This window comes from Streptomyces sp. NBC_01261, from assembly GCF_036226385.1.
GTDB lineage: Bacteria > Actinomycetota > Actinomycetes > Streptomycetales > Streptomycetaceae > Streptomyces.
The window spans coordinates 572,107-595,753 of sequence record NZ_CP108463.1 but is presented as its reverse complement, the minus strand read 5'-3'; the positions used below and the strand labels follow the sequence as shown (position 1 = coordinate 595,753).

The window sequence follows — 23,647 nt, the reverse complement described above, 5'->3', positions numbered from 1 at the left end:
GACGCTCAGGAGATCTCCGGAGTCGAGCTGTCGAACGGATTTCCGTCGATGCCCAGGAGTTGGAGATGGGGGAGCTGGGCGATGACGCCGAGCGGTCGGCGAGTCAGCCTGTTGCCGCTGAGGTCCAAGTGGACCAGGTTGGTGAGCTGGCCGATCTCCTCGGGCAGTTCCGTCAGCCTGTTCTCGCGCAAATCCAGATGGGTCAGGTTGGTGAGCCGGCCGATACTCCTTGGCAGCGTGGTCAGCTTGTTCTCGCAGAGGTTGAGATGGGTGAGCCTTGAGAGCCGGCCGATTTCCTCGGGCAGTTCAGTCAGCCCACGGGCTGCTGACGAGGAGGCGACCCCGACGAACTCGATGAACCGGCCGGGGGTGCGCTTCATCAGCGCGGTCACAAGGGTGCGACTCTGGGTGAGACGGTTGACCTCCCCCGTCGGCCGCGGCCACCTGAGCTCCATGGTTCCGCCGAGGTCCAGGTAGGTGAGGTGGGCGAGCTGGCCGATGCTCTTTGGCAGCGTCCTTGGCGTCTGGCCGGAAAGGTCAAGGTGGGTAAGGTTGTTCAGGCGGCCGAGGCCCTCCGGCAAAGTCTCAAGCCGGAACCCGTGGACACTCAGGTAAGTGAGGCCCGTGAGGTTCCCGATGCTGTCCGGCAGCTTGGTGAATGGGTTGTAGTCCAGGCTCAGCTCCGTGAGATTGGTGAGCCGGACAAGTTCCGACGGCAGTTCGGTCAGCCAGTTGCCTCCGAGATTCAGCACCGTGAGGTCGGTGAGCTCGTAGAGCGATGCTGGGAGCCGCTCCAGCACGAGATGGCCCAGGTCCAGGACCGTGGCACGGCTATGCTGCGCTGCTTTGATCCGGCGAACGGCCCGCCGCTCCACCAACTCCAGGCCGCGACTCGCCAGTTGCGCGCTGCGGTAGTCGTTCACCAGCGCGTGGCTGAGGCGGAGGGTCTCGTCGATGCTCATCGTGGATGCGCTCGACGAGTTGCCTGGGTTCGGTGCCTGTTCGCTGGGGAGTCCGGCTGGCGAGGTGGCAGGGGGTGATACGGAGCCGGCGGTAGCAGGTGGTGCCGGTTCGGCGGGTCTGATCGCCATGTTCTTGGTGAACGGGTGGCGGTCGGCGGTGCCGGTTCCGCGTTGGCCGGGCCGGGGCAGGCCGCGGGCGGCGAGCCGTTGCTGCAGAAGCGGGTAGAGGTCAACGAAGGCGAGGTGAGCCGGGCCGCCCGGGATGCCGGTGCGGATCAGGTCCAACAACTTTAGTGACAGAAGAATTGATCAGGCGGCACCTACCGAGCAGCTCTCCAGATCGCCGTACCACGATCTCGGGGCACAGGGGCGCTGGTCCGCTCACACTTTGCCGCCGAAGAAGACCTGCACCTCCTGGATGAGCCCGTCCCGGACAGTGATCATCTCGACGTTGCGGTACCTGCCGCCCGTCGTGAGCTCGTACTCGTACTGGACGAAGACAAGTTCTTCGTCCGCGGCGGTGACGTGCAGCAACTGCTGCTCCTTGAACCGGTCGGCGGTCGGGAAACACCGCTCGAAGAAGGCCGCCTTGTCGATGTGATCGTCCTGCGGACTCGTGAAGGTGAAATCGCCGGAGTAGAGCGGGAAGGCCGCGTCGCGATCCTGCGACCTGTAGTACTGAAACGCCGCTTCTGCGACGGCTGCCGGGCTGTTGGTCATGTGGGCTCTCCGGTCGGACGACTTGCCCTGTTCCGCCACCGTACCCGTGGGCGTCGATCAAGCCCCGCGGGTCTGAACGCCACCGGTGTTCGGGCTCTCGTACACCGTCGGCGGCAGGCCGAGGCCATGAGGCGTCGGGTGAAGTGAAGCCGCTGAGTCGGAGGTTGGCGGAGTGGCCCCACTCCGTCCAGGCCATGACGTGCGTGACTTCGGCGGCCGGCGGGACCAGGTCCAGGACGGGTCGAGGTGGCGAAGGTCGCCACGCACGGCACGATCCTCGTCGTGCGGCGCGTCGCGTAGCCGCTACTCGGTCCACGAACCGTCGCAGTTCTTGACGGCCGACACTGGCTTGACGGCTACGACCAGCGGCAGCTCAAGAGTTGTTGCGGCCCTTGCGGAGCCACTTGGCGACCGTGGCGGTGCAGGTGCCGGGCAGCGTAGCCGCTGCCGCGGATGCAATGGCCATTGCAGGATTCTGGACGGCAAGTTCATATGCCATCAGGGTTGTTGCTCCTGCGCTACCGGTGGCCGGCAGAGTTGCCGCGGCGCGACCGGCGATCCGCGCGGGCCGCTGGAACGGGCAGTTCGGATCCGTGCAGTAGAAGGTCATGGTGATTCCCTGCTCGTCGCTCGTGCCGGTGCGGGGCGACGAGCCCCGTGGCCTTGGGCGGATACGAACCAGGTCCGGCCCAGGCCCACGAACACGGCAACACCCCGGGCGCCGATCGATCCGTCTTACACCCACCACTCGTCCGGATCAGGGGCAGAGTCCCTCAGCCGAGCGATGGACGCCACGTCGCGTCCGGGTACGGACGGGACGACGCCCCCTGCCCCAAGTGGCCACCCACGGCACCGTCCGCGTCGGCGGCTGGCGTCGCTATCTCCGCACGCCTGCACGCCTGCACGCGCCCGTCCGTTCGTCTGTTTCAAGTGCGCTGTCGGTGGATGCTCGTAGGGTGTGCTCCACAGCTGACCTTCGGGGGGAGAGGCGTGACTTCTGCGGCCGAGAGGTCATGGACGCATCCGCTGTGGCGGATGCACCACCGTTACGTCGAGAAGCGTGTGTCTGAGGGAGAAGCCGCGGCGGCCGAGCTGGGGTAAGGGAGTTGGAGCCCCGCATCGACCTCGTCGTCGACCAGGCACTCCTCCCGCCGATGCGCTGGCCCGCCGACTTCGCGGGCGATCCGGCCTGGCGCCGAACACCTCGGCAGCAGGGTGCCTACGAAGCGCTCCTCGACTCCGCCGACGCGCTGTACGGCATCCCCGACGTCGACCCGACCGCGTTGGCCCGCACGGTCCGGGCCAACCCACGGCTGCGCTGGGTGCACACCATGGCGGCCGGCGGCGGCAGCCAGGTCAAGGCGGCGGGACTCGGCGCCGCGGAACTCGACCGGGTGGCCTTCACGACCTCGGCCGGTGTCCACGGCCAGCCGCTCGCCGAGTTCGCCCTCTTCGGTGTCCTCGCCGGAGCCAAGGACCTGCCCGCCTGGGCCGTCAGCAGCGCGCTCGCGAGTGGAGCGGCCGCTGGACGATGAAGCAGGTGAGCGAGCAGACCGTGCTCATCCTCGGCCTCGGCGGGATCGGCCGGGTCGTCGCCGCGAAACTGCACGCGCTGGGCGCCCGGGTCGTCGGCACGAGCAGGCGGGACGTCACCGTCCCCGGTGTGTCCGAGGTGGTGAGCCCCGACCGGCTCGTCGAGGTGGCCCCGGCCGTGGATGCCGTCGTCAACACGCTCCCCGGGACCGAGGCGACCCGACACCTGCTGGACAAGCGGTTCTTCGACGCCCTGCGGCCGGGCGCGACCCTCGTCAACGTCGGGCGGGGGAACGTCGTCGACGAGGCCGCCCTGATCGAGGCCCTCGACAGCGGGCAGGTGGCTTCGCCGCGCTGGACGTCTTCGAGGCGGAGCCGCTGCCCGCCGCCAGCCCGCTCTGGAACCATGACCAGGTGCTGGTGAGCCCGCACACGGCCGCGCTCAACGCGGCGGAGGACCGTCTCATCGCCGAACTCTTCGCCGCCAACGCCACCCGTCTCCTGGACGGACACAGCATGCTCAACCGGGTGGACACCGTCGAGTTCTACTGACTTCTCGCTGCGGGAGCGGAGTTCGCATTTTGCGGCACAGAGAGTGGCGGCCTCGCCACAACTGTGCACGACGGAGCGGAGTGCCGCCGAGCAGTTGATGGGGGACCGGCTGTCGGTGTTCTCCGGTGACTTCGGCCTGGGCGCGGCCGAGGGCGTGTGCGCCGGGGACGGCATCGAACCCGCCGGGGCCCGGCGGGCGACCCGGTCAGCCGTTCTCCCTCGTCGCCGAGTCGAGGAGCGGGCCGAGTTCACGGGCCACAGTCGTCAGGGCTCGGACGTCCTGCTCGGCCCGGGCGACGAGGATGGCCCCCTCCAGGGCGCTGATCATGAGCGTGGCCAGCGAGCGCGCCCGCGTCTTGGGCACGCCCATGTCGACCAGGGCTCGGGTCACCGGCCCGGTCCAGGTGGTGAACGCGTCGGCTGCGGCCTCCCGCGTGGAGAGGACCGTCTCCGCACAGTCCACCGTCGCGGCGGCCACGGGACAGCCGCCCGCGAAACCCGCGCTCTCGTACTCGTCGGTCCACTGCCGCACCATCTCGCCGAACAGCCCGCTCGGCGTCGGCTCGGACAGCGCGGCCAGGAAACGGTCGACGCGCTTGCCCGCGTACCGGCCCGCCCAGCCGACGGCCTCGTTGACCAGCTGTTCCTTGCCGCCGGGGAAGTAGTGCTGGAGCGAACCGCGCGGAGCCCCCGCGTGGGCGGCGACCTCGCGCATACCGGTGGAGGCGACCCCGTCACGCCGGATGAGCTGCGCCGCGCTGAAGACCATCCGCTCGCGCGGACCGTGTCCGGACACCTCTGCCATCGCTCTCCACTACCTCCGTCACCATGCCGTGTGCTGTCCGGAGTCCACTCTATGACCGTCGTCATAGAGTGGACTACTATGACCGCCGTCATGATCGGTGACGACGGAGACGTTCCGGCTTCGCTGGGGACGGGAACGGTGGTGTGTGTCGTGGAGAACGTGGGTTTCGTCGGCCTCGGGGTCATGGGGCAGCCCATGGCGCTCAACCTCGCCCGCGCGGGAACACCCCTCGTGGTGTGGAACCGCACGCCCGGCCGATCCGAACCCCTGCGTGCCGCCGGGGCCGCGGTCGCGGCGAGCAGCGTCGAGGTGTTCGAGCGGGCCGACGACATCGTGTTCCTCATGCTGGCCGACGACACGGCCATGGACGCGGTGCTCGGCCGCGGCACCGCGGACTTCGCCGCCCGCGTCGCCGGACACACCGTCGTGCACATGGGCACGACCTCGGCCGACTACTCGGCCGGCCTCCAGGACGACATCCGGGCCGTGGGCGGGAGATACGTCGAGGCCCCCGTCTCCGGTTCCCGAGTCCCCGCCGAACAGGGCAAGTTGGTGGGCATGCTGGCCGGAGACACCGACGCCGTGGCAGCCGTACGGCCACTGCTCGCCCCCGTCTGCCAGGAGACGTTCGGCTGCGGCGAGGTTCCGGGCGCCCTGCTGATGAAGTTCTCGGTCAACCTGTTCCTGATCACGCTCGTCACCGGACTGGCCGAGGCGTTCCACTTCGCGGACCGGCACGGGCTCGACCAGCGACTGCTCCGGGACGTCCTGGACGCGGGACCGATGGCCAGCTCCGTCTCCCGGGTGAAGGGGCCCAAGCTGGTGACCCGCGACTTCACCGTCCAGGCGGCGGCCGCGGACGTGCTGAAGAACAACCGGCTGATCGCGGAGGCCGCCCGCGAGGCCGGACTGGCCTCCCCTCTCCTCGACGTCTGCCATGCCCTGTACGGCGAGACCGTCGCCCGAGGGCACGGCGGCGAGGACATGGTGGCCGTCCTGCACGCGCTGGAGGCCAGGACCGCGGGCGCCGCGGCAGGCGATGCCCGCACGCACCCCATGGAGGACCAGGGATGAGCTGGACGATCGAACGGCACGGCCGAGTCGCCGTCGTGACGATGACGACCAACCCGGTCAACGCCCAGAACCGCGCCTTCTTCGCCGACCTGCACGAGACCTTCGACCGGCTCGAACGCGAGCACGCCGCGTCTCCCGTCGTCCTGACCGGCACCGGCGCCCGGTTCTCGGCCGGTCTCGATCTCGGCGAGCACTTCCCGCTCTTCGCCGGCGACCCGGCGGCCGTCGCCGACTGGTTCCAGGAGTACCGGGCCACGAACATGCGCCTGTTCACCTACCCCCGGCCGACCGTCGCCGCGGTCAACGGCCACGCCTTCGCCGGAGGGCTGATCACCGCCGCCGTGTGCGACTACCGCGTCGCCGTCGCCGACGGATCGGCACGGTTCGGACTCAACGAGGTGCCGATCGGCATCCCGATGCTTGCCGTCTACGTCCGTATGCTCGCCCATGCCTGGGGCGACCCGCTCGCCGCCCGCACCTGCCTGCTCGGGGAGATCTTCACCCCGGAGCAGGCGCACGCGCTGGGCATGGTGCACGAGTTGGCCCCGGCCGAGGAACTGCTGAAGCGTGCCATCGCCGTCGCCGAGCGGACACCCGAGGACTGCGTCGAGCAGTACGCGTTCACCAAACGGGCCTGCCAGGCCGCCACCCTGCGCGACATCGCCGAACTCGCCGACCCGCTCGACACCGAACTCCCCGCCGGGATGACGAGCGACCGGGCCCGGCACGCACACCGGCGCTACTGGCAGGAACTCAAGGGGCGCCCCGCCGAATGGTGAGCCTCGTCCGGTGACATGCGCGCCAACTCCCGCGCCATACAGGGAGGTTGCCGATGGATGACGATCACGGCGAGCGGCTCCCGACCTGGGTGACCTGGCGGCGCAGACCGTACCCTGACGCCAACCTGCTCCTGCTGCACGGCCGCCGCGTGGGCCCGTGCCCATGCCGGGCGCGTCGATCCGGTCGTCAACACGCACTGGCGCTCCGATCACGTCGGGGGAAACGCGCTATGAGGACGTGAAGGGAGGGGACTGTGAGTGCCCGACGCCGAGCAAGCCTGGTGCCGGCATATCTGCGTGGGTCATGCCCGCTGTTCTGCCCCCGGCAGAGCAGCGCGAGTATCCCTCTGAAATACGGGGGCCGAGCGCTCAGGGCTTCAAGATCACCTCGTTGCCCCTTTCGCGCGTACCTCGGTCACACCCCCGCGCGGTGCAGAGCAGGATCGGCATGGGCAGCAGCGCGGGTCGCGTGATTCATTGCGCGCGCAGACCCGGATTCTCGCGTCGAGTGCGCATCCTCAGCGGACTGCGTGGTCGACCAGTGCCTCGCCGAGCGGAGTGCGCCGGTAGAGCACCGACCGTCCGGACCGGGCGCGGACGAGCAACCCCGCGCCTCGCAGGATGGCGAGGTGGTCTCCTACCGCGCCGGGTGCCATGGCAAGGCTTCGGGCGAGGTGGCTGGTACTTGCCGGGGCGTCCAGCGCCAACAGCAGCCGGGCTCGGGCCCGGCCGATCAGAGCGGTCAGGGCGTCCGGTCGGGGGACGGTCTCCTGTTCGCCCCACAGGGCGGAGGTGCCGCGGGCACGATAGACCAAGGTCCTGGGCCAGGGGTCTTCCAGGTGGGCGGCGATATTCGCGACGAAGACCGAGGGGATCAGCAGCAGCCCGTCGCCGGCGAGGCGGACTGTGCCGACTTGGAGGAAGTGGCCGATCTCGATACCGCCGGCTTGCCAGGCGATGCTCGGGTGCAGGCTCTCGATGGTCGTGGCCCACCCGTGTTCGCCGATCACACCCACCCGGTGCACGACATCGCGCTCACAGATCGCGCGCAGTTGCGGCCAGTCCGGGGCGAGCAGTTCGTGCCACGCCTGGTCCATCGCCTCGGCGATCCTGGAGGCGGCGTCCGTCGAGTCCAGCACTGCGCGTACGCGGGGATCACGGGCGGACGGGCCGGTCCCGTTGGTGGCGATTTCGTGGCGGACCGCTTCCAGCGGTGTGGCCCGGATCATCGCCAGGTCGTCTGCCCAGGTCTGGTTGAGGCCGCGCGGGGGCGGGGCGACGAAGTCCGGTCCGGATTGCGGGGTATGCAGGGCGAGGGCGGCGTTCAGTTCGGTCTCGCGGCGAAGCCGTTCAAAGGCCGGCATGAGCCGGGTGGCCCAGGCTCGCGGCAGCGGCCGGTCCTGGCCGGCTAGTGAGCGCAGCAGGAAGCAGAGGTCCATCGCGGGCGACAGCGCGAAGCGGCTGCGCAGCAGGTCGTCGACGGAGACTTCGAAGCGCAGCACCCCGCGAGGCTACCGCGGGACTTCTGTTCCGATTCGTCGAGCGACGAATCATTGGTGAGTGGTGTGGCCGCACGGCAAGGCTGGGCGTCATGACCCCAACCGCCGAACCCGCGCAGGACAACCACCGTGCCACCTACCGGGAGGTGCTGGCCGAGCCGCGATTCCGGCTGCTCTTCTCGACCCGCACCGTCGCGATCACTGCGGATGCGCTGCGGATCACCACGTTCTCGGTTCTGGTCTTCTCGGCCACCGGCTCCGCGCTGTTGAGCGCACTGGCCTTCGGCATCGGCTTCATCCCGCAGCTGTTCGGCTCGCTGCTGCTGGGCTCACTGGCCGACCGACTGCCGCCCCGCGCGCTCATCAGCGGCGGCTATGCCTTGACGTGCGCCGCCGCCCTGCTGCTCGCCCTGGTGCGGATGCCGATCGTGGCAAGCCTCGGTGTCGTGGCGCTGGTCGCCCTCGCCACGCCGGTGTTTCACGGCGCGTCGAGTCGGTTGGTCGCGCAGTCGCTGGAGGGCGACGCCTATGTACTGGGCCGTTCACTGAACAACATCGCTGCCTCCGGCGCGCAATTGTTCGGTCTGGCGCTGGGAGGTGCGGCCGTCGCGGCACTCGGCCCGCGCCGGGCGCTCGCGGTCAGCGCCGCCCTCTACCTCGGCTGCGCGCTCGCTATCCGCATCCGGCTACCCCGGCCGCAGCCGGGAGAGTTCGACGGCCCACCCGGCAGCGCTCGGGGCGACGGCGGGGCCGTCCGGTCAAGCCTGCGCGGTGCCGGCCTGCTGCTGCGCGGACACACGGTGCGACGACTGATGCTGGCCCTGTGGCTACCGCCCGCGTTCGTAGCGGGCGCGGAAGGCCTGATCGTCGCCTACGCCGGAGGACGCCACTTCGCGCCCGGCTGGTACGCGGTACTGATGGGCTGCCTGCCGGTCGGCATGCTTGTCGGTGACCTGCTGGTGGGCCGACTCCTACCACCACCCACCCGGGAGCGACTGGTGGTCCCGTTGATCGCGCTGATGGGACTGCCGCTGCTCGGCTTCGCCGCCGAACCCGGAGTAGGCGTCTCGTCCTGTCTGTTGCTGCTCTGCGGCTTCGGATTCGCCTACGGTCTCGGCTTGCAACGGCCGTTCCTGGACGCCCTGCCGCAGGATGGCCAGGGCCAGGCCTTCGGTCTGCTCGGCTCCGGCGGCATGACGCTGCAAGGCGTCGGGCCGGTCTGCTTCGGCTCGGTGGCCGCAGGCATCGGAACAGGCGGCGCCATCGCCCTGGCAGGCGGCGCGGCGGCACTTACCGCCGGCTGGATTCTCACCTGGCACCCGCCCACCTCCCCGGTCCCTGTCCCGAACTGCTCAACGGGATCAGAGAAAGGCACCGAGCGGCATACGTGTGGTCCTCCTGCGCAGTAACCGTCGCAGATCGGGTCGGCCACGAGCCGTCACGCACCTCACCACCACGCCACGTCTCTCTGACAGACAGTCATTCCACCAATCGGAATCAGCCGGAAAGACGGCCCGGGGAATCGGTTATCACAAACGGTCCTTTGCCTGAGCAAGATCAAAGATGACGTCCCAGTGATCGGGAACCGGCGGTTCGGGTCGCGGAACTCGTTCTCACACAAAGGTGGGTTCGGCGTACTCCTGGCAATCGTTTGGGACAGTCTCCGGCACCATGACGGTCCCTCAAGAGGCTTCTGCGAGCGACGCGGACGATGTCGAGAGCCACCCCTGCCCGCGCTGCCGAGCCGAGCCCGGCTCGCCGTGCCGCTCGCGCTCCGGCGCGGTCGCCGGCACCTACCCACACCGACCGCTTTACCAAGATGCCCCGGCTTGCCAAGCTCCTGCGCGTGCCCACCCCCGCCGACCGCGGGACCGATGCTCCCCAAGCCCGGCTTCGGGGCGCCGTTCCGCATCCGCGCCGACATCGAGGCGGCCGAGTACGCCGACGGCTGCGTGGTCACCATACCCACCCGCGCGTTGGAGTTCGGCTACGCACTCCGGACCCGCTCCGGCGGCGCGCACTTCAGGCCGTGAGGGTTGGCGAATCGCTTCGGTACCGCCATCCGCCTTCTGGTACCTGAAGGCGACGCGGAGGCCGTCGTCCGCCAGGTTGACGCCATCGTCGCCCGTGCCGCCCGAGGCCGGGTCGCAGCCTCGGGCAGAAGCTGCCCGTGAACACCGTCGCATCCCTTGACATGGACCAGACCAAAGGAACACGCTCCCGAGAGCGCTCTCACCTCCACCCCGCAGGGACACCACCGGACGGAACCTCGTTCAAGTGGTTCTCCTCGCCCCCCACGAGGGGAAGGAGCACGGATGTCCATCAGAGACATGAGCTCGCACCGACTTCCGCGTCGAAGAGGCAGGCGACGAACCGGCGTTGGTCTGCTCACGCTCGTATCCGCCCTCGCGACAGTCGTGTTGGCCGGTGCGCCCGGCGAACAGGGGGCCTCCGGACAGTCCCCGGTGACGGCCATCGCGGCGCAACCCGCGGCCGCCGCCGCCCCCGCCGCCGTACCGGCCGCGCCCGCCGGCTTCACCACCACCTGGAGCGACGACTTCTCCGGCGCCGCCAACACCGGTCTGGACACCGGCACTTGGCGCTACGACGCGGGTGAGGGCTGGACCTTCGGGACCGGCGAGGTCGAGACCATGACCAACAGCACTGCCAACGTCTACCAGGACGGCAATGGTCACTTGGTGCTGAAGGCTCTGCACACGGGCAGTGACCCGGTCGCCGGCTGGACCTCGGGCCGAGTCGAGACGCAGGCGGACGGCTTCGGCGCGCTGCCCGGTGGCGTCGTACGGATGCAGTCCTCCATCCAGCAGCCGAACGTCAGCACGGCGAACGGCCTCGGATACTGGCCCGCGTTCTGGATGCTGGGCTCCCCGCTGCGGGTCGGCACGGTGTGGCCCGGCTCCGGTGAGATCGACATCATGGAGGACATCAACGGCCGGAGTTCCACCTTCGGCACGCTGCACTGCGGTGTCAGTCCGGGCGGGCCGTGCAACGAGTCCACCGGCGTCGGCTCCGGTGAACGCGCCTGCTCCGGCTGCCAGACCGGGTACCACACGTACGCCGTGGAGATCGACCGCTCGACCTCTCCCGAGCAGATCCGCTGGTACCTCGACGGCACCCTCAACTACACGCTCAGCTCCAACCAGGTCGACGCCACCGCCTGGTCCAACGCGGTCGACCACAGCTTCTACATCATCTACGACCTGGCCATCGGCGGCGCCTTCCCGGCCGCTTACGGCGGCGGCCCCACCGCGGCCACGGTGTCCGGCGGTTCGATGAACATCGACTATGTCGCGGTCTACAACAAGGCTCCGGCCGGCACCACGGGGACCAACATCGCCCAGGGCAAGCCCACCACGGCGTCGTCGGCGGAGAGCGCCTCGTTCCCGGCGTCCAACGCCACCGACGGCAACATCAGCACCCGCTGGTCGAGCACGTTCAGCGACCCGCAGTGGCTGCAGGTCGACCTCGGCGCCACCTACAACCTCACCCACGCGACGGTGATCTGGGAGGCGGCGGCCGCATCGGCCTACCAGATACAGACGTCGGCGAACGGCAGTACGTGGACCACGATCTACTCCAACAACAACAGTCCACAACTGCTCCAGGACACCGCGCTGTCGGGGTCCGGGAGATACGTGCGGATCTATGCGACGGGCAGGAACTCGGCCTACGGCGCCTCGCTCTACGAGTTCAGACTCTACGGTTCGACAACCGGCGGGAACCCCGAGACGACGCTGCTGTCGCAGGGCAGGCCGGCCACCGCCTCGTCCTCGGAGAACACCAGCTTCGCCGCTGCGATGGCGGTCGACGGCAACACCGGCACCCGCTGGTCGAGTGCGTTCAGCGATCCCCAGTGGCTGCAGGTGGACCTCGGCGCCACACACGCCATCAGCTCGGTGGGGCTCAACTGGGAGGCCGCGTACGGCACTTCGTACCAGATTCAGACCTCGGCCGATGGGGTGAGCTGGACGACCATCTACACCACCACAGCCGGAACCGGCGGCAACCAGACACTGGCCGTCACCGGTTCCGGGCGGTATGTGCGGATGAACGGCACCGCGCGCTCCACCCAATACGGCTACTCCCTCTGGGAATTCCAGGTCTACGGCACCTGACGTCTCGGACGCCGTGGCGCGCGGTCGACGCGTGCCACGGCGTTGGGCCAGTTCCGCGTCCGAGTCGCGAGCAGACGTGTACTCGGTCGAACTCTCGCGGGGCGGAGGTGAGTCACCGGGCCCTGCGGTCACGACGATGCAACCGAAGGAGCGTCGGCAGCGGCCCGGCGCGCTGCACGCGACCACCTTCGATGTCCAAGGGCACCGGCGTCAGCGGCTGCGCTGCATCCGCGACCTCCGTGCCACCAGGAACGCCAGCGCGCCGCCCGCCATCAGCAGGACGGCGGTGCCCGCCCGTAGCAGGACGCCGTCCGCGCCCGTGGCGGCGAGCCCGCCGCCAGTTGTCGTCCCGCCGCTGGTTCCCGCGCCGGAGCCGGACGGGGTCGCGGTGGCCGTGGCCGACGGGGACGCGGAGGCGCTGGGCGACGGGCTGGCCGTCCCCGAGCCGGTGGCCTTCACCGCGATCGCCGCGGTGTCGTTCGACGCGTCGTCGTCACGGTTGGGGTACTCGGGGTTCTCCGCGGCCCGCACGCTGCCCTGCGCGTCGGGGACGACCTTGTCGATCCGCACCGTGAACTCCTGGCTCACCGAGGCGCCGGGCCGGAAGTCCGTGCTGGCGATGTCGCAGGTGTAGCTCTTCGCGCCGACCTTGCCCGGAGTGCAGCTCCACCGCGGTCCGGGGTCGCCCTGCTCGCCGGGGCCGGGGGCGCCGGTGATGGTGGTGCCGGCGGGCGGGGTCACCACGAACGTGCCGGAGTTGTCGGCGTCCATCCACCGGAAGTCCATCCGGCCCGGCCCGTTGTTCCGCACGCCCACGGTGATGTTCACCGTCTCGCCGACCTTGCCCTCGACCGTGTCACCGAGCGCCTGGTAGTCGGCGTGCTGGGTGGTGGCGAAGGTGCCGTACCCGGAGCCGGTGAATCCGGAGCCGGAGGCTACGGACTTCAGGCCGAGTTGCGCGCCGGTACCGGTGTCGGGGAAGTCGGACGGGTCGAAGGAGTCGGGCGCGGTGCCGCCGACCGGCCACACGACGTAGGTGTTGTAGCCGTACATCGCGTCCTTGGCGGCGGTGTAGCGCAGCGGCGCGTCCGTCTCGTAGGCCGTGCCGGACGCGACCGGGGTGTCGAAGCGGCACCAGGCGCCGATGTCGGGCCGGTCCGAGTAGTGGCAGTTGGAGTGGTCACGGGCGAGAGCGATGCCTTCCGAGTCCTGCACCAGCAGCATGACGCCCTTGTCGGCGGGGGCAGTGCCGGCGTTGGTGAAGGCCGGGGTGCGCTCGAAGTCGGCGCCGGGCGCGATGCCCTTCAGCGCCGGGTAGGGCCGGGCGACGAGCTTCGGCCCGCCCACCAGGACGTCCGTCTTCCCCGCCACGGTGGCCGCGTCGGAGGCGGTGGCGGTGTAGGTGATGGCACCGGTGTCGCCCGTCTTGGCGGCGGCGGTGGGCTTCAGGAAGAACGGGTCGATCGATTCCTTGCCCGACAGCGGGCCCACGTCGCACCTCACCTTCAGGGTGCCGGTGCTCACGCAGTCCCCCGTGATCACCATCGTCGCCTTCCCGGCGAGGGAGGACGCGTCGATGGCGACCGAGACGTCATGGGCGTCGCCGCCCGAGGCGGTGATGCCGAGATCCAGGTTCGGGCCCTCGCCCCCGGTGGGGAGGTAGTAGTTCTCCTGGGTGTCCAGGACGAGCGTCGTTCCGGCGGCGTGGGCGGCCGGGGTTGCGACTGCCATGACGGCGGTCGCGAAGGCGGCGGCAGTCGCTGTCCGCCATGTTCTACGTATCGTCAGCACGCAACGTGGACACGCCAGAACACCGGAAGGTTGCGCCCGAGTGTCCGTCAGCTGACGGACGGGTTCCACTCCGGCAACCTCCAGAACACCCGAACCAGCGACAGCCGACGGCCGGAAGGTCATCGGGAACCGCACGGACCCGCGCGGGATCCCCACCGGCCAGAGGTCACGTTTCCGCAGGTCACCGAATTCCGACGGTAGCCCCATGTCGATGTGGCCCCTGCCGAGCGGTCCATGAGGGTTCAGGGATGGCCAACCGAAAAGCCGTGGGGCCCTTGGGGACTATCGGCTGAGGGCGTAGACGCCGACAGCGGCCACGCCAGTGCCGCCGAGGATCTGGAAGAGCCGTGTCACTCCGAGGAGCAACAGCCCCGCTGGAGAGCTGCCGTAGATACGGGGTGACCTGTTCCGCTGCGTACTCATCGCCTTGGCGTGGAAGCGGGACGCCGCCCTTTTGCAGTCGGTGGCAATGACAGTCCCTGCGCAGAGCAGGCAGGATCCGCGATGGACGGCACGCCGATCATCGTGAGTCAGAGCCATCGACTGGGCAATGCTGGGAGCGAGGCCGGGAATGTGGTTAACGCGGGGTCCTTGCTCACAGCTTCAGGCCACAGGCTTGGGAGGCTGCGGGCATTTGGGGCTGGTCTTGGCGTTGACCAGGGCGTACGGCGGATGTGCGGCTTCGACGGGCTCGGTTGTCTTCACCGTGGTTCCCCGCCTTGTCTGGTGCGCTTGTGGTGCGGTCGTTCCGTTCCTCGGTTACCCGGTTCGACTTGTAGCGCTCGGGAAAGTCGGGGTGCTCCTGGTAGGGCAGGGCGAGATCGAGAAGGTCGTCGCACGGCCAGAGGTCGCCGTCGAACTGGCAGTCGTCGCGGTCGTCCCAAGGTCGCTCGGGGTCGTCTTCGGCCGGGCTGAGTGTGTGCCGGTTCAGCACGTGCCGCTTGGCCTCGATTTCGCGCACCACGCGGGCAGGGTTGTGCCGGGCTATGTGCTGCGCGATCGCGGTGTGGAAGCTGGTGAGATCACCTCGGCCGAAGTCGACCGCCGCTCTGTACGCGATCCACTCCGCAGAGAATCCGGCCATGTCACAGCGCCAGGCCACCTCGGCGTCCTCGTCCAGGCGCGCCTTGAGGAACGCCACCAGGTCGTTGGTCATGGCGGCATCCTCAACCATGGCGCGTGCGCCGGCACTTGCTTTATGCCCGTCGCCCATCTCCGCGTGTTGAACAAACACGCTTTGCAGCCTGTCCGCGCGGCAGTCCGGAGGCGTTCGTAGGGGTTCACCGGGCAGGTCAGAACGAGCGCGCGTACGGCGGTGAATGGTGGTGGCCGTGGGCGCGCCGGACGAAGACCAGGTCTCCGCTGATTTCCTCGGATGAGCACGCGGGGGAACGGCCCCGTTGCCGTCCTCTTACCGCGGGTCGATTCCCCATATTCTGATGGGCTCGTACGTTCCATCGTGGAAGTCGAAGACAGTCACCTCGGTGTCGGATATGTGGCGAAAGTGTCCTCCGTAGCCGGGTCGCGCGATGTGTGGGGCTATCAGGTCCAACAGGCTCCGGAGGTAAAGCATGGAGTCGTCGATCCAGCCGTTGTGCGCGAAGAGCTCCCATTCATACCGCTTCCCGGAGCTCGTGAACTCCTGCACCTCGCGACGGAGGGACACGACGTCTCCACCGGGCATCCGGCGGTTGGCGTAGTCATCGGGGACGAGCAGTGGGTACAGATATTCATCTTCGTCATCGAGCCCTTCGGGGAACTCCGCATCCATGCCCAAGTGCCACCGCAGGGCGGCCATGACCCATTCGGGGGTGTCGTCGCGCAAGTAGCAGGAAAAGACGACCTCGTAGCGCTCACTCATGGGCGGCATTGTGCACGGCAGGACTGACACCGCCACGAGGCGGTGTCTCACTGTGGACGGAGCCGGCCGGACTCGCGGTATCGAGGGACACGAGGCCGTAGTTGGAAGGGCTTGTCGTTGAGATGGTGAGGACCGCGCCCCGGATGCGTCGCGCGGGAGCCGTGTCGTGGGCATCGGCAGTCCGACCGGCGCGGACCGGCACACCCCCGCGATCCGCTTCGTGGCTTGCGCACGAGCCGCCGACCGAGCCCGGTCGAGGACGAGGCGGGGCACACCGCGTAGGTTTCACGGACACCGACATGAATCGCCGGTGTGACGGACAGACGAAGAACCCGCCGCGCGATCGCGGCCGTCCGCCTCATTCATGACGGGGAATCGACATTGAACGAGATCAGAACAACGCGTGAGACGGAACGCCACGGACCCGACGAGGGTCTCCGCTCGGCGCGAGCCCTGGCCCGTCTCGCCCTGCTGTGCATCGCGGGGGCAGTGGCCGCAGTGGTGGTCGGCACCAACCATTGGTTCATCCTGCTGCTGGGCCTGGCGGGTCTCGGACTGGCCGGCGCGGGCTTGTGGTGGGCGCTGGCGCACCGCGGATTCGCCCGGCTCCTCGGTGCACTGCTGGCGATCACCGCACCCGTCGGCGTCCTGGTGCTGTACGCCGTCTCCGGCCTGTGGGTGGTCGCGGTCGTCGCCCTCGCGGCGTGGACGGCCGCGCTCGGCTGCGCGCGGAGTGCCCTGCGCCGTCTGCGCAGGCCGCACGGCATGCACACCCGCACCGTACGCCCGCCCCGTCGGGCCGTGCTGATCATGAATCCGAAGTCCGGCGGCGGGAAGGTCGTGCAGCACGGACTGGTGGAGCGGGCCGAGGCACTGGGCGCGCGAGTGATCCTGCTCGACCTCGACACGGATCCGGATCCGGTGGCACTGGCCCGGCAGGCCGTAGCCGAAGGAGCCGACCTGCTCGGTGTGGCCGGCGGCGACGGCACCCAGGCCCTGGTGGCGGGAGTGGCCGCCGAACACGGTCTGCCGTTCATGGTCGTGACGGCCGGCACCCGCAACCACTTCGCCATGGACCTCGGCCTGGACCGGGATGATCCGGTGAGCAGCCTGGACGCGCTCTCGGACGGCGTGGAACTCCGCGTCGACCTCGGGGACATCGCCGGCCGGCCTTTCGTCAACACCGCCTCGTTCGGTACGTACGCGCACATCGTGCAGAGCCCCGACTACCGCGACGCCAAAGCGGTCACCGCGCTCGACCAGTTGCCGGACCTGCTGGCGGGCGAGGCGGGCGCCGTACTCAGTGCCCGGACCGACGGAGAGCGGTTGGAGGCCCCGCAGGCGGTGTTGGTCAGCAACAACCCCTACGCGCGGGCCGACCCGCTGACCGGTGGCCGCAGGGAGCGGCTCGACACGGGCGAGCTCGGCGTGATCGCGGTCCGGGTCGGGGGAGCCGTACAGGCCGCCGAACTGGCGCTGTTGGGGGAGCGGGCCAGCGGCATGACGGTCCTGACGACGCGCAGCGTCGTCGTGGAGTCCGACGAGGAAGTGATCCCGGTGGCCGTGGACGGTGAGGCACTCGTCCTGCCTCCGCCCGTCGTGTGCTCGATACGGCCCGGCGTGCTGCGGGTCCGCGTGCCACGGGAGCGTCCCGGGGCACCGTACGTCGCACCGACCGTCGACTGGTACCGCGTCATGCGCCTCGCCTTCGACCGGTCGCCCCAAGCACGCGGGAGCCACGACCGGGCAGCCCCCTCACGCGACAAGAACCAGGAGCAGAAAAATGATTGACCGTCGGACTCGGCAACAGCAAGTACCGCAGGGCTTGCTGCGCGACCTCGCCAGCCTCGACCAGGCCCTCTACGAGGCCGTGACGGTCACCAGCACACCCGCACTGGACTCGGCGTTGCGCCGGCTGTCCGCGGCGGCTGATCACTCCAAGATCTCCCTTCTGATCGCCGCCACCCTCGCCCTGCGCCCCGGCCACTCCCGCCGCGCGGCGGTGCTCGGCGTGGCAGCGATCGGCGTCGCTTCCACCACGGCCAACCTCCTGGGCAAACGACTTGTACGGCGGCCACGCCCGCACCGTGCCGAGGACTCGCCCTTCCCCGGTCGGCACGTACCCATGCCGGCGTCCGCATCGTTCCCCTCCGGTCACACGGCGTCCGCCGTCGCCTTCGCCGCGGCGGTCGGGCCCGCGTTCCCGGCCGTCACGGTCCCTCTCGGCCTGCTGGCCTGTGCCGTGGGTTACTCGCGCGTTCACACCGGGGTGCACTATCCGGGCGACGTCGTCGCCGGCGCCGTCCTCGGAACCGGTGCGGCTGCGGCCGTTCTGGCGGCGGCCGCCCACTGGGACGGCTCGGTCGGCGGGAGAGCTGTGCGCGCGATCTGTGGCTCTTCTGCCCGGTGATCGCCCGCTGTCCGGGCGCTCGGGCGTCCGGACAGCAGGCATCTCCCGATACCCGGATCCCCTCACCTCATAGTTGAACGCGTTCAAAAATTCCGCCATGATGGGTCTTGCCATCCGGGAAGGATGCTGGGGGAGAGGATCACCGTCATGACGAGCTCACTTCTCATGCCGCGAGGCCGTGTCCGCACACGTGGCTCCGACCTGGGAGAAGCGGCGGGCAGCACGGCTCCGACGCGGATTCTCGACTGGCGGCATCCGAACGTCTCGTCCCTGCTGCGCCGTCTCGACCTGCCGACGGACACGGAAGACGCCTCGGACGCCTGCCGAACGGCGACCCTGCGGCAGGCCCACCGACGGATCGCCACGGCCGTGCGGCCGGTGTACTCGGTGCAGGACGAGCGACCCGTCTCGGAGGTGCTGCGCCGCGGACGGGGCTCGTGCAGTCAGCGGCTGGCGGTGCTGGAAGCGGTCGCGCGGGCAACCGGAGTGGCCACGCGCGTGCGCGGCCTGCTGGTCGACGGCAGCTTCTGGCACCCGCGCTTCCCCCGGATCCATCGGCTGGTCCCGCACCAAGTCGTGCTCGCGTGGCCGGAGTTCCACATAGAGGGTCCGCCGCGGAACGGCCGTCCCACCGCACCGTGGCTGACGGTCTCGGAACTCTTCGGAGACCTCGACGAGTTGAACGAATCCACTTCACCAACACCGGCCCGGAGACACTCTTCGAGGCGCTGTCCCGGACGGCGATCGACTGGGACGGTACGACGGTCTGCCCGGCCACCGGGCCCTCGTGCGATCTTTCGGCCTACGTCCGGACAGATCTCGGTCACTTCGACTCACGTGACGCACTCTTCGCCCAGCACGGGCAGACCCTCTGCGGAACGGCGAGACTGTTTGCCGAACCCTTCATGAGCCGCCGCTCGGCAGGGTCCTCGCACCGGGCGTGAGATCTGCCGTGCCCTGCTGTGTGCCCAGGTGGTGTCCCGGATCCACTGGGTGGGGTTCCAGCGCTCGGTTGGTGGTCGGGCGGCAGCCGAATGCCGAGATCGGCGTGGAGGCGTTCCCATACCGAGAGCAGGCCGTCCGGCGGGACTGTCTGCGTGAGCGCAGGGAGCATAGGAAGCGCAGCATCGAGCAGACGCTGGAACTGCTCGCGGAGAACCCGGCCGACTACCTCGCTGCACGGAGACCGAACTGGCCTCCGCCATCGCCGGGTTGCTCGCCACACGGACCGGACCGAGCCCCCCGAACTGGACCGGACCGGCAGCCTGGTCACCGCCTGCGCGATCGCCGCCGCCGAGACCGGCGCCATCGTCCTGGACGCCGGCCCCGACCAAGGGCGCCGCATCACCCTCATCCCCGACCAACACGACTGCGTCGTCCGCGCACCCGACCGAGTCGTCTCCTCCGTACCCCAAACCCTCCAACGCCTCGCCCCGACACGCCCGTTGACCCGGATCTCCGGGCCGTCCGCCAGCAGTGACATCGAACTCGACCGTGTCGAAGGAGTCCACGGCCCCCGCACCCTGGAAGTCGTACGCGTGCACAACCAGCCGTAACTGTGCGCCGAGGAAGACGGTAGGGGACACCTGCAGTTTCAGTCCGTGCCGGCCGTGAGACCGGCGGGTGGACAGCGCCTATGGCCCTGGCTGGGGCCGGAAACGGCGAAGGACCGGTCGCGCCGCGGCGGGGAGTCCGTGGATGACTGGGCGGGTGTGCGGCTCGGGGGGCTCAGCCGCCCCAGGACGTGTCGTCACAGCCCAACCGCGGCGGCAGGGGCTGACAGTCGGCCGTCGTGACGGTCGACTCCCGCACGTGCTCCGTGTGGTGGGAGACTCCCACGAATCCGAATGCCACAAGGGCGGTGACTGCCGCACAGAACCGGATGCGCTGGGCACAGATCAGACGCTTCATCACTAAACTCCTGCACTTTCGTACTTTTGTTTCGATGCTCGTTTGTCGTGTTTCGCGCGCTGTTCAGTCTTGGAGGGCCAGTTCGGATGCCGTGTCGAGTGAGTCGGCCATCAGGGGCAGGGCGCACATCAGCAACTGCATGCGGTTGCGCGCGCCGGTCTTCGCCCGGATGCGGCGGATGTAGGTGTCCACGGTGTGGCGGCTGAGTGTCATGTGCTGGGCTATCTCGTCGTACGTCAACCCGTGCGCCATGTGCGTCAGTACCTGTCGTTCCCGTCGGCTCAGTAGGGCGGCCGGGGCGGTTGCAGCGTGGTCCATTCGCTTGCAGCTCTCCTGGTCGTGAGGCGGGTAGCCGTCTCCGCGATCGCCGGATCGCGCATCGGTGGTGAGCGGTGCGGCGTGGGCGGGTCGGGAGGGGGATCCCGAGCTATGCCCGGAGAGCCGTACCCGCCGGGCTAGGCCCTCCGGGACTACATCCTGGCCCGGGAGCGGGGTCCTGTGGGGTGGATGCCTGCTCATCAAGCTGTCGTGCAAGAAGAGGAGGAGGGGTCAAACCTGGACAACGGTGCGAAGTGGCGACCTTGCTGGACCTCGCCCCCTGGCCGCTGACCTGCACCGCCCTAGTGTGGCGGTTGTGCGGCGGCCGGCGCGCTCCGGTCGCCCGCGCCGGGACCGACTGCGAGGAGGGCGCGTGCGCACAGTGCGGGTGGCGAGTGCCGAGTTCGACGTACGGGACGAGGGCGAGGGGGACCCCGTGCTGCTGGTGGCGGGCGGCGGGGCCTCCGGGCGGGTCTGGGACCTGCATCAGGTGCCCGCGCTGAGCGCGGCCGGTTTCCGGGTACTCACCTTCGACCGTAGATCGCTCCAGGATCCGTCGGCGCCGTCGGATCCGCGCACGGTCGCCGACGAACTGTCCTACGTCCTCGCGGAGTTGGACCTCCCCGAACTCCGGGCCGTCGGTGTCTCGTCCGGGGGCGAGGTCGTGCAGGAGCTCATGCTCGCCCGGCCCGACCTGGTGACCGAGGCGGTGCTGATGGCCACGCGCGGTCGCCGCGACCTGTCCGGCAGGGCGATGGCCGACGCCGAACGGGAGCTGGCGGCCGCCGGGGTGTTGCTGCCGCCGGGCTACGCGGCCTGGCAGCGCGCCGTGCTCAATCTTTCGCCCGCCACCTGGCGGCGCGAGGACGAACTGCTGGACTGGCTCGACCTGTTCGAGGCGGCCGAACGGGCCGGGACGGCCCCGGTACCGGTCCCGGCCGGAAGTGAGCCGGCGGACCGGCTCGACGCGCTCGGCCGAGTGGCCGTTCCGGTCCTCGTGCTCGGCTTCGAGCACGACCTGATCGTGCCCCCGTGGCTGTGCCGCGAGATCGCCGCGGCCCTGCCCCTCGGGCGCTACGCCGAGCTCGCGGACTGCGGGCACTACGGGTACCTGGAGCGGCCCGCGGAGGTGAACAGCGCGCTGCTGGAGTTCCTCACCGGCACGCACTGACCGGGTTCCCGGCGGTCAGGGCTGTTCGCCGGACTCGCTCAGCACGTACCCCAGCAGCCGGTGGGCGAGGGCCAGTCGCTCGCCCGCGGGCAGCCGCGCCAGCGCCGGCCACAGTACGTCCGCGCCGCCTGCGGCCGGTGCGGTGACCGGCGACGGGGTGTCCGCCGCGACGGGAGCCCCGGGGGTGGCGGTCGAGGCGGTGAGCAGATCGGCGACCGACGGGGCGGTGAGCAGGTCTTGGAGAGCGATCTTCCAGCCGTGGTCGTGGTCCAGGGAGCTGACCAGGCGTGCCGCGTCCAGCGAGGAGCCGCCCAGTTCGAACCAGCCGCCGTTCAGGTCGTCCCGGCCAAGGTAGGTGCGGGCCAGTTTCAGGGCCTGGGCGTGCACATCGTCCGTCGGAGTCATCGCTTCGTTCTCCTTCTCGATCTGGTGGAACCGGTGAACGGATCGGAGGGGTGTCGTCGGTGGCGGAGGGCGAGGCGGTCAGGGGAGGGCGGGGATGTCGGGGGGAGTCGTATCGCCGGGCCCGACGGGGCGTCGGACTCCGGGGGGCGGCGCGGCGAGCCGGTCCCGGGCCACGGTGGTGAACGCCGGACGGCCCGTCCGTACGCCCAGCAGCCCCACGTGGGCCCAGCGGAACGATGCCCGCAGCAGGACGCGTTCGCGCAGGCCCGGCTCGACAGTGCCGCCGCCGCGCCGGTACGCCGACAGCAGCCGGTCGAGCAACGGGTGGCCGCCCGCCAGGTACTGGTCGACGAAGTCCGCCGCCGGATCGTCGAAGGCGGCGTTCGTCCAGTCCAGAATCCCGGTCACTGCCTCCGAGTCGGCGGCGACGAGGGTGTGCCCCGGGTGCATGTCGCCGTGCGTGAGCCGGGTCTGGTGGGCCCAGTGCCGGTCGTCGTCCAGCCAGGCCCGCCAGTGCGCGTACCAGCGCTCGGGCAGCGGGACCGTCACCCGGGCCTCCGTGAGTGTCCGGGCCAGATCCTCCCGTACCAGGCCCGGTTCGCGCGGCGGGACGCCCGCGTCCACGGCTTCCTCCACCGGTACCCGGTGCAGGGCGGCGAGGGTCGCCGCGAGCGAGGCCACGTACCCGGTGCCGGGCCGACCGCCGCTCGCCGCGGGGTGCCACTCGTAGCGCAGGCCGACCGGGTCCTCGAATCCGGCGGGGGTGCCGCCGAGCCTGCGGTACGCGATGAACGCGCGGTCGGCGTGCTCCCAGCAGGGGACGGCCACCGGCAGCGCGGGCCTGACCGCCGCGAGGACGGCCGCCTCCACGGCAATCCGGTCGGCGCTGCGGCTGCGGCGGGGCAGCCGCAGGATCCAGTCGGCGCCCTTGGTGTCCTCGACCTCGACCACCCGGAAGTCCCAGCCCGCGTCGTTGAGGACCGCTGTCCCCGGGCGCAGCGACAGTCCGCGGGAGGAGGCCGACTCCAGGGCGGCGGCGAGGATTTCGCGCGCGTCGGCGGCCGTCACGCGGAGTCCGTCCGGTCGCCGCCCGCAGGACGGGCGCCCGAGACGGACGCGCTCTTGCCGGCGCCGGCCGCCTCCTGCCGCGCGGTGCCGGTCAGGGAGCCGCCCAGGACGTAGTCCTCGGAGGTGTCGCGCGGGGTGCGCGGCGGCGAGCAGTGGATCCACAGGAACGACAGGGCCGCAGCGAGGCCCGCGACCCACAAGGTGGTGCGGGCGCCCAGGAGTTGACCGAGGACCGCGCTGAGGACCCCGCCCAGCGGCAGGGTGCTCCACACCAGCAGTCGGTCCGTGGTGATGGACCGGCGGAAGGTGACGACGAGGATGTTGGAGACGACCGTGCCCGCCGAGTTGGCGACCGGGACCCACAGCAGCGGTGCGACACGGGCGACGTCCGTGGCCGGCAGCGGGCGCCTGTGCATCAGGTCCGCCCGCACACCGGCCGGGACGCTCGCCGACAGACAGGGCGGCGATTCGGCGGCCGGCAGAGCCCCCACCTCCAGCGAGGAGTCGTTCGGACTGACGACCGTCACCAGTGGCAGGGCCGGCGTCAGGATCTGCGTGCCGAATTGACTGATGCTGTCCGTGAAAAGGATCTGACGGAAATCGCCCAGCCATAGAATGCTTTCGGCCGGAATTTTTGGGCGCATGACGGCAA

24 protein-coding genes and 2 pseudogenes are annotated in these 23,647 nt (G+C 70.0%); 13 read left to right on the top strand and 13 right to left on the bottom strand.

The genetic code is table 11. The features are described 5' to 3' along the window. Nucleotides 1–5: 5 nt before the first annotated feature. Together OG226_RS02485 and OG226_RS02480 are read right to left on the bottom strand one after the other, a co-directional pair. Complete coding sequence (locus OG226_RS02485) at nucleotides 6–1,247, bottom strand: leucine-rich repeat domain-containing protein (RefSeq protein WP_329347645.1); 1,242 nt, start codon at nucleotides 1,245–1,247, stop codon at nucleotides 6–8. A gap of 96 nt (nucleotides 1,248–1,343) precedes the next feature. Continuing rightward, complete coding sequence (locus tag OG226_RS02480) at nucleotides 1,344–1,682, bottom strand: nuclear transport factor 2 family protein (protein ID WP_329347643.1); 339 nt, start codon at nucleotides 1,680–1,682, stop codon at nucleotides 1,344–1,346. Between the two features lie 1,106 nt (nucleotides 1,683–2,788). Between OG226_RS02480 and OG226_RS02470 the strand changes: the two genes are divergently transcribed. The 3 genes and pseudogenes from OG226_RS02470 (at nucleotide 2,789) to OG226_RS02460 (ending at nucleotide 3,767) form a co-directional block, all read left to right on the top strand. Then, the gene (locus OG226_RS02470; protein WP_329347641.1) at nucleotides 2,789–3,217 is read left to right on the top strand and encodes a hypothetical protein; all 429 of its coding nucleotides are present in this window, start codon (nucleotides 2,789–2,791) and stop codon (nucleotides 3,215–3,217) included. Next, a pseudogene (locus OG226_RS02465) lies at nucleotides 3,214–3,593 on the top strand (NAD(P)-dependent oxidoreductase); the annotation flags it as partial. The gene OG226_RS02470 and the pseudogene OG226_RS02465, both read left to right, overlap by 4 nt. Nucleotides 3,594–3,635: 42 nt before the next feature. Beyond that, the gene (locus tag OG226_RS02460) at nucleotides 3,636–3,767 is read left to right on the top strand and encodes a hypothetical protein (RefSeq protein ID WP_443067033.1); all 132 of its coding nucleotides are present in this window, start codon (nucleotides 3,636–3,638) and stop codon (nucleotides 3,765–3,767) included. Between the two features lie 205 nt (nucleotides 3,768–3,972). Here the strand turns inward: OG226_RS02460 and OG226_RS02455 are convergent, their stop codons facing one another. Next, nucleotides 3,973–4,572 (bottom strand): TetR/AcrR family transcriptional regulator, encoded by a 600-nt coding sequence (locus OG226_RS02455; RefSeq protein WP_329347639.1) that lies wholly within the window; start codon nucleotides 4,570–4,572, stop codon nucleotides 3,973–3,975. A gap of 150 nt (nucleotides 4,573–4,722) precedes the next feature. Here OG226_RS02455 and OG226_RS02450 point away from each other — a divergent pair, with 150 nt between their 5' ends. Both OG226_RS02450 and OG226_RS02445 read left to right on the top strand, forming a co-directional pair. After that, on the top strand, nucleotides 4,723–5,646 hold the full coding sequence (locus tag OG226_RS02450; protein ID WP_329353299.1) for an NAD(P)-dependent oxidoreductase: 924 nt from the start codon (nucleotides 4,723–4,725) through the stop codon (nucleotides 5,644–5,646). Next, nucleotides 5,643–6,425 (top strand): enoyl-CoA hydratase/isomerase family protein, encoded by a 783-nt coding sequence (locus tag OG226_RS02445; RefSeq protein WP_329347637.1) that lies wholly within the window; start codon nucleotides 5,643–5,645, stop codon nucleotides 6,423–6,425. The genes OG226_RS02450 and OG226_RS02445 overlap by 4 nt, the downstream gene beginning before the upstream one ends. A gap of 518 nt (nucleotides 6,426–6,943) precedes the next feature. Here the strand turns inward: OG226_RS02445 and OG226_RS02440 are convergent. Then, nucleotides 6,944–7,927, bottom strand: coding sequence for an ArsR/SmtB family transcription factor (locus tag OG226_RS02440; RefSeq protein ID WP_329347635.1), 984 nt, complete (start codon nucleotides 7,925–7,927; stop codon nucleotides 6,944–6,946). 89 nt (nucleotides 7,928–8,016) lie between these two features. Between OG226_RS02440 and OG226_RS02435 the strand changes: the two genes are divergently transcribed. The 3 genes from OG226_RS02435 to OG226_RS02425 all read left to right on the top strand — a co-directional run bounded on the left by OG226_RS02435 (nucleotide 8,017) and on the right by OG226_RS02425 (nucleotide 12,060). After that, nucleotides 8,017–9,333: an MFS transporter gene (locus OG226_RS02435; protein ID WP_329347634.1), complete on the top strand. Its 1,317-nt coding sequence runs from the start codon at nucleotides 8,017–8,019 to the stop codon at nucleotides 9,331–9,333. Nucleotides 9,334–9,798: 465 nt separating this feature from the next. Beyond that, a complete protein-coding gene (locus OG226_RS02430) occupies nucleotides 9,799–9,957 on the top strand; it encodes a hypothetical protein (RefSeq protein WP_329347632.1) in 159 nt (52 codons plus the stop codon). A 432-nt stretch (nucleotides 9,958–10,389) separates the two neighbouring features. Further along, complete coding sequence (locus OG226_RS02425) at nucleotides 10,390–12,060, top strand: discoidin domain-containing protein (protein WP_329347630.1); 1,671 nt, start codon at nucleotides 10,390–10,392, stop codon at nucleotides 12,058–12,060. Between the two features lie 210 nt (nucleotides 12,061–12,270). Here OG226_RS02425 and OG226_RS02420 read toward each other — a convergent pair whose 3' ends face one another. The 4 genes from OG226_RS02420 to OG226_RS02405 form a co-directional block, all read right to left on the bottom strand. Then, a complete protein-coding gene (locus OG226_RS02420) occupies nucleotides 12,271–13,791 on the bottom strand; it encodes a hypothetical protein (protein WP_329347629.1) in 1,521 nt (506 codons plus the stop codon). A gap of 342 nt (nucleotides 13,792–14,133) precedes the next feature. After that, a complete protein-coding gene (locus OG226_RS02415; protein WP_329347627.1) occupies nucleotides 14,134–14,274 on the bottom strand; it encodes a hypothetical protein in 141 nt (46 codons plus the stop codon). Nucleotides 14,275–14,446: 172 nt separating this feature from the next. After that, nucleotides 14,447–15,007, bottom strand: coding sequence for a DUF6221 family protein (locus tag OG226_RS02410; RefSeq protein WP_329347625.1), 561 nt, complete (start codon nucleotides 15,005–15,007; stop codon nucleotides 14,447–14,449). A gap of 255 nt (nucleotides 15,008–15,262) precedes the next feature. Next, nucleotides 15,263–15,712 (bottom strand): hypothetical protein, encoded by a 450-nt coding sequence (locus tag OG226_RS02405; protein WP_329347624.1) that lies wholly within the window; start codon nucleotides 15,710–15,712, stop codon nucleotides 15,263–15,265. Nucleotides 15,713–16,102: 390 nt separating this feature from the next. Between OG226_RS02405 and OG226_RS02400 the strand changes: the two genes are divergently transcribed. From OG226_RS02400 to OG226_RS02385, 4 genes and pseudogenes are all read left to right on the top strand, one after another. Next, a complete protein-coding gene (locus OG226_RS02400) occupies nucleotides 16,103–17,503 on the top strand; it encodes a diacylglycerol/lipid kinase family protein (protein WP_329353298.1) in 1,401 nt (466 codons plus the stop codon). Next, nucleotides 17,496–18,122 carry a phosphatase PAP2 family protein gene (locus tag OG226_RS02395; RefSeq protein WP_329347623.1) on the top strand — a complete coding sequence of 209 codons (627 nt, stop codon included), beginning with the start codon at nucleotides 17,496–17,498 and terminating at the stop codon, nucleotides 18,120–18,122. The genes OG226_RS02400 and OG226_RS02395 overlap by 8 nt, the downstream gene beginning before the upstream one ends. A gap of 123 nt (nucleotides 18,123–18,245) precedes the next feature. Further along, on the top strand, nucleotides 18,246–19,031 hold the full coding sequence (locus OG226_RS02390) for a transglutaminase domain-containing protein (protein WP_329347622.1): 786 nt from the start codon (nucleotides 18,246–18,248) through the stop codon (nucleotides 19,029–19,031). 103 nt (nucleotides 19,032–19,134) lie between these two features. Beyond that, a pseudogene (locus OG226_RS02385) lies at nucleotides 19,135–19,678 on the top strand (LutC/YkgG family protein). Between the two features lie 172 nt (nucleotides 19,679–19,850). On the opposite strand, the gene OG226_RS02380 reads toward OG226_RS02385, so the two are convergent. Continuing rightward, nucleotides 19,851–20,033 carry a hypothetical protein gene (locus OG226_RS02380; RefSeq protein ID WP_329347620.1) on the bottom strand — a complete coding sequence of 61 codons (183 nt, stop codon included), beginning with the start codon at nucleotides 20,031–20,033 and terminating at the stop codon, nucleotides 19,851–19,853. A gap of 63 nt (nucleotides 20,034–20,096) precedes the next feature. Continuing rightward, nucleotides 20,097–20,552, bottom strand: coding sequence for a helix-turn-helix transcriptional regulator (locus OG226_RS02375; RefSeq protein ID WP_329347618.1), 456 nt, complete (start codon nucleotides 20,550–20,552; stop codon nucleotides 20,097–20,099). Nucleotides 20,553–20,724: 172 nt separating this feature from the next. Between OG226_RS02375 and OG226_RS02370 the strand changes: the two genes are divergently transcribed. After that, the gene (locus tag OG226_RS02370; RefSeq protein ID WP_329347616.1) at nucleotides 20,725–21,522 is read left to right on the top strand and encodes an alpha/beta fold hydrolase; all 798 of its coding nucleotides are present in this window, start codon (nucleotides 20,725–20,727) and stop codon (nucleotides 21,520–21,522) included. 15 nt (nucleotides 21,523–21,537) lie between these two features. Here OG226_RS02370 and OG226_RS02365 read toward each other — a convergent pair whose 3' ends face one another. The 3 genes from OG226_RS02365 to OG226_RS02355 form a co-directional block, all read right to left on the bottom strand. After that, the gene (locus tag OG226_RS02365; RefSeq protein WP_329347615.1) at nucleotides 21,538–21,927 is read right to left on the bottom strand and encodes an acyl carrier protein; all 390 of its coding nucleotides are present in this window, start codon (nucleotides 21,925–21,927) and stop codon (nucleotides 21,538–21,540) included. A gap of 78 nt (nucleotides 21,928–22,005) precedes the next feature. Beyond that, nucleotides 22,006–22,995, bottom strand: a complete 990-nt coding sequence (locus tag OG226_RS02360) for a phosphotransferase (protein ID WP_329347613.1) — start codon at nucleotides 22,993–22,995, stop codon at nucleotides 22,006–22,008. Further along, complete coding sequence (locus tag OG226_RS02355; protein ID WP_329347611.1) at nucleotides 22,992–23,639, bottom strand: hypothetical protein; 648 nt, start codon at nucleotides 23,637–23,639, stop codon at nucleotides 22,992–22,994. Before OG226_RS02355 ends, OG226_RS02360 begins: the two co-directional genes overlap by 4 nt. Nucleotides 23,640–23,647 lie beyond the last annotated feature (8 nt).

Bases quoted from the DNA above. Each gene is read 5' to 3' on its own strand.
- OG226_RS02430 (WP_329347632.1), top strand. From the start codon at position 9,799: ATGCTCCCCAAGCCCGGCTTCGGGGCGCCGTTCCGCATCCGCGCCGAC.
- OG226_RS02365 (WP_329347615.1), bottom strand. From the start codon at position 21,927: ATGACTCCGACGGACGATGTGCACGCCCAGGCCCTGAAACTGGCCCGC.
- OG226_RS02455 (WP_329347639.1), bottom strand. From the start codon at position 4,572: ATGGCAGAGGTGTCCGGACACGGTCCGCGCGAGCGGATGGTCTTCAGC.
- OG226_RS02375 (WP_329347618.1), bottom strand. From the start codon at position 20,552: ATGAGCAGGCATCCACCCCACAGGACCCCGCTCCCGGGCCAGGATGTA.
- OG226_RS02405 (WP_329347624.1), bottom strand. From the start codon at position 15,712: ATGAGTGAGCGCTACGAGGTCGTCTTTTCCTGCTACTTGCGCGACGAC.
- OG226_RS02415 (WP_329347627.1), bottom strand. From the start codon at position 14,274: ATGAGTACGCAGCGGAACAGGTCACCCCGTATCTACGGCAGCTCTCCA.
- OG226_RS02480 (WP_329347643.1), bottom strand. From the start codon at position 1,682: ATGACCAACAGCCCGGCAGCCGTCGCAGAAGCGGCGTTTCAGTACTAC.
- OG226_RS02435 (WP_329347634.1), top strand. From the start codon at position 8,017: ATGACCCCAACCGCCGAACCCGCGCAGGACAACCACCGTGCCACCTAC.
- OG226_RS02380 (WP_329347620.1), bottom strand. From the start codon at position 20,033: ATGAAGCGTCTGATCTGTGCCCAGCGCATCCGGTTCTGTGCGGCAGTC.
- OG226_RS02390 (WP_329347622.1), top strand. From the start codon at position 18,246: ATGCTGGGGGAGAGGATCACCGTCATGACGAGCTCACTTCTCATGCCG.
- OG226_RS02445 (WP_329347637.1), top strand. From the start codon at position 5,643: ATGAGCTGGACGATCGAACGGCACGGCCGAGTCGCCGTCGTGACGATG.
- OG226_RS02420 (WP_329347629.1), bottom strand. From the start codon at position 13,791: ATGGCAGTCGCAACCCCGGCCGCCCACGCCGCCGGAACGACGCTCGTC.
- OG226_RS02395 (WP_329347623.1), top strand. From the start codon at position 17,496: ATGATTGACCGTCGGACTCGGCAACAGCAAGTACCGCAGGGCTTGCTG.
- OG226_RS02410 (WP_329347625.1), bottom strand. From the start codon at position 15,007: ATGACCAACGACCTGGTGGCGTTCCTCAAGGCGCGCCTGGACGAGGAC.
- OG226_RS02355 (WP_329347611.1), bottom strand. From the start codon at position 23,639: ATGCGCCCAAAAATTCCGGCCGAAAGCATTCTATGGCTGGGCGATTTC.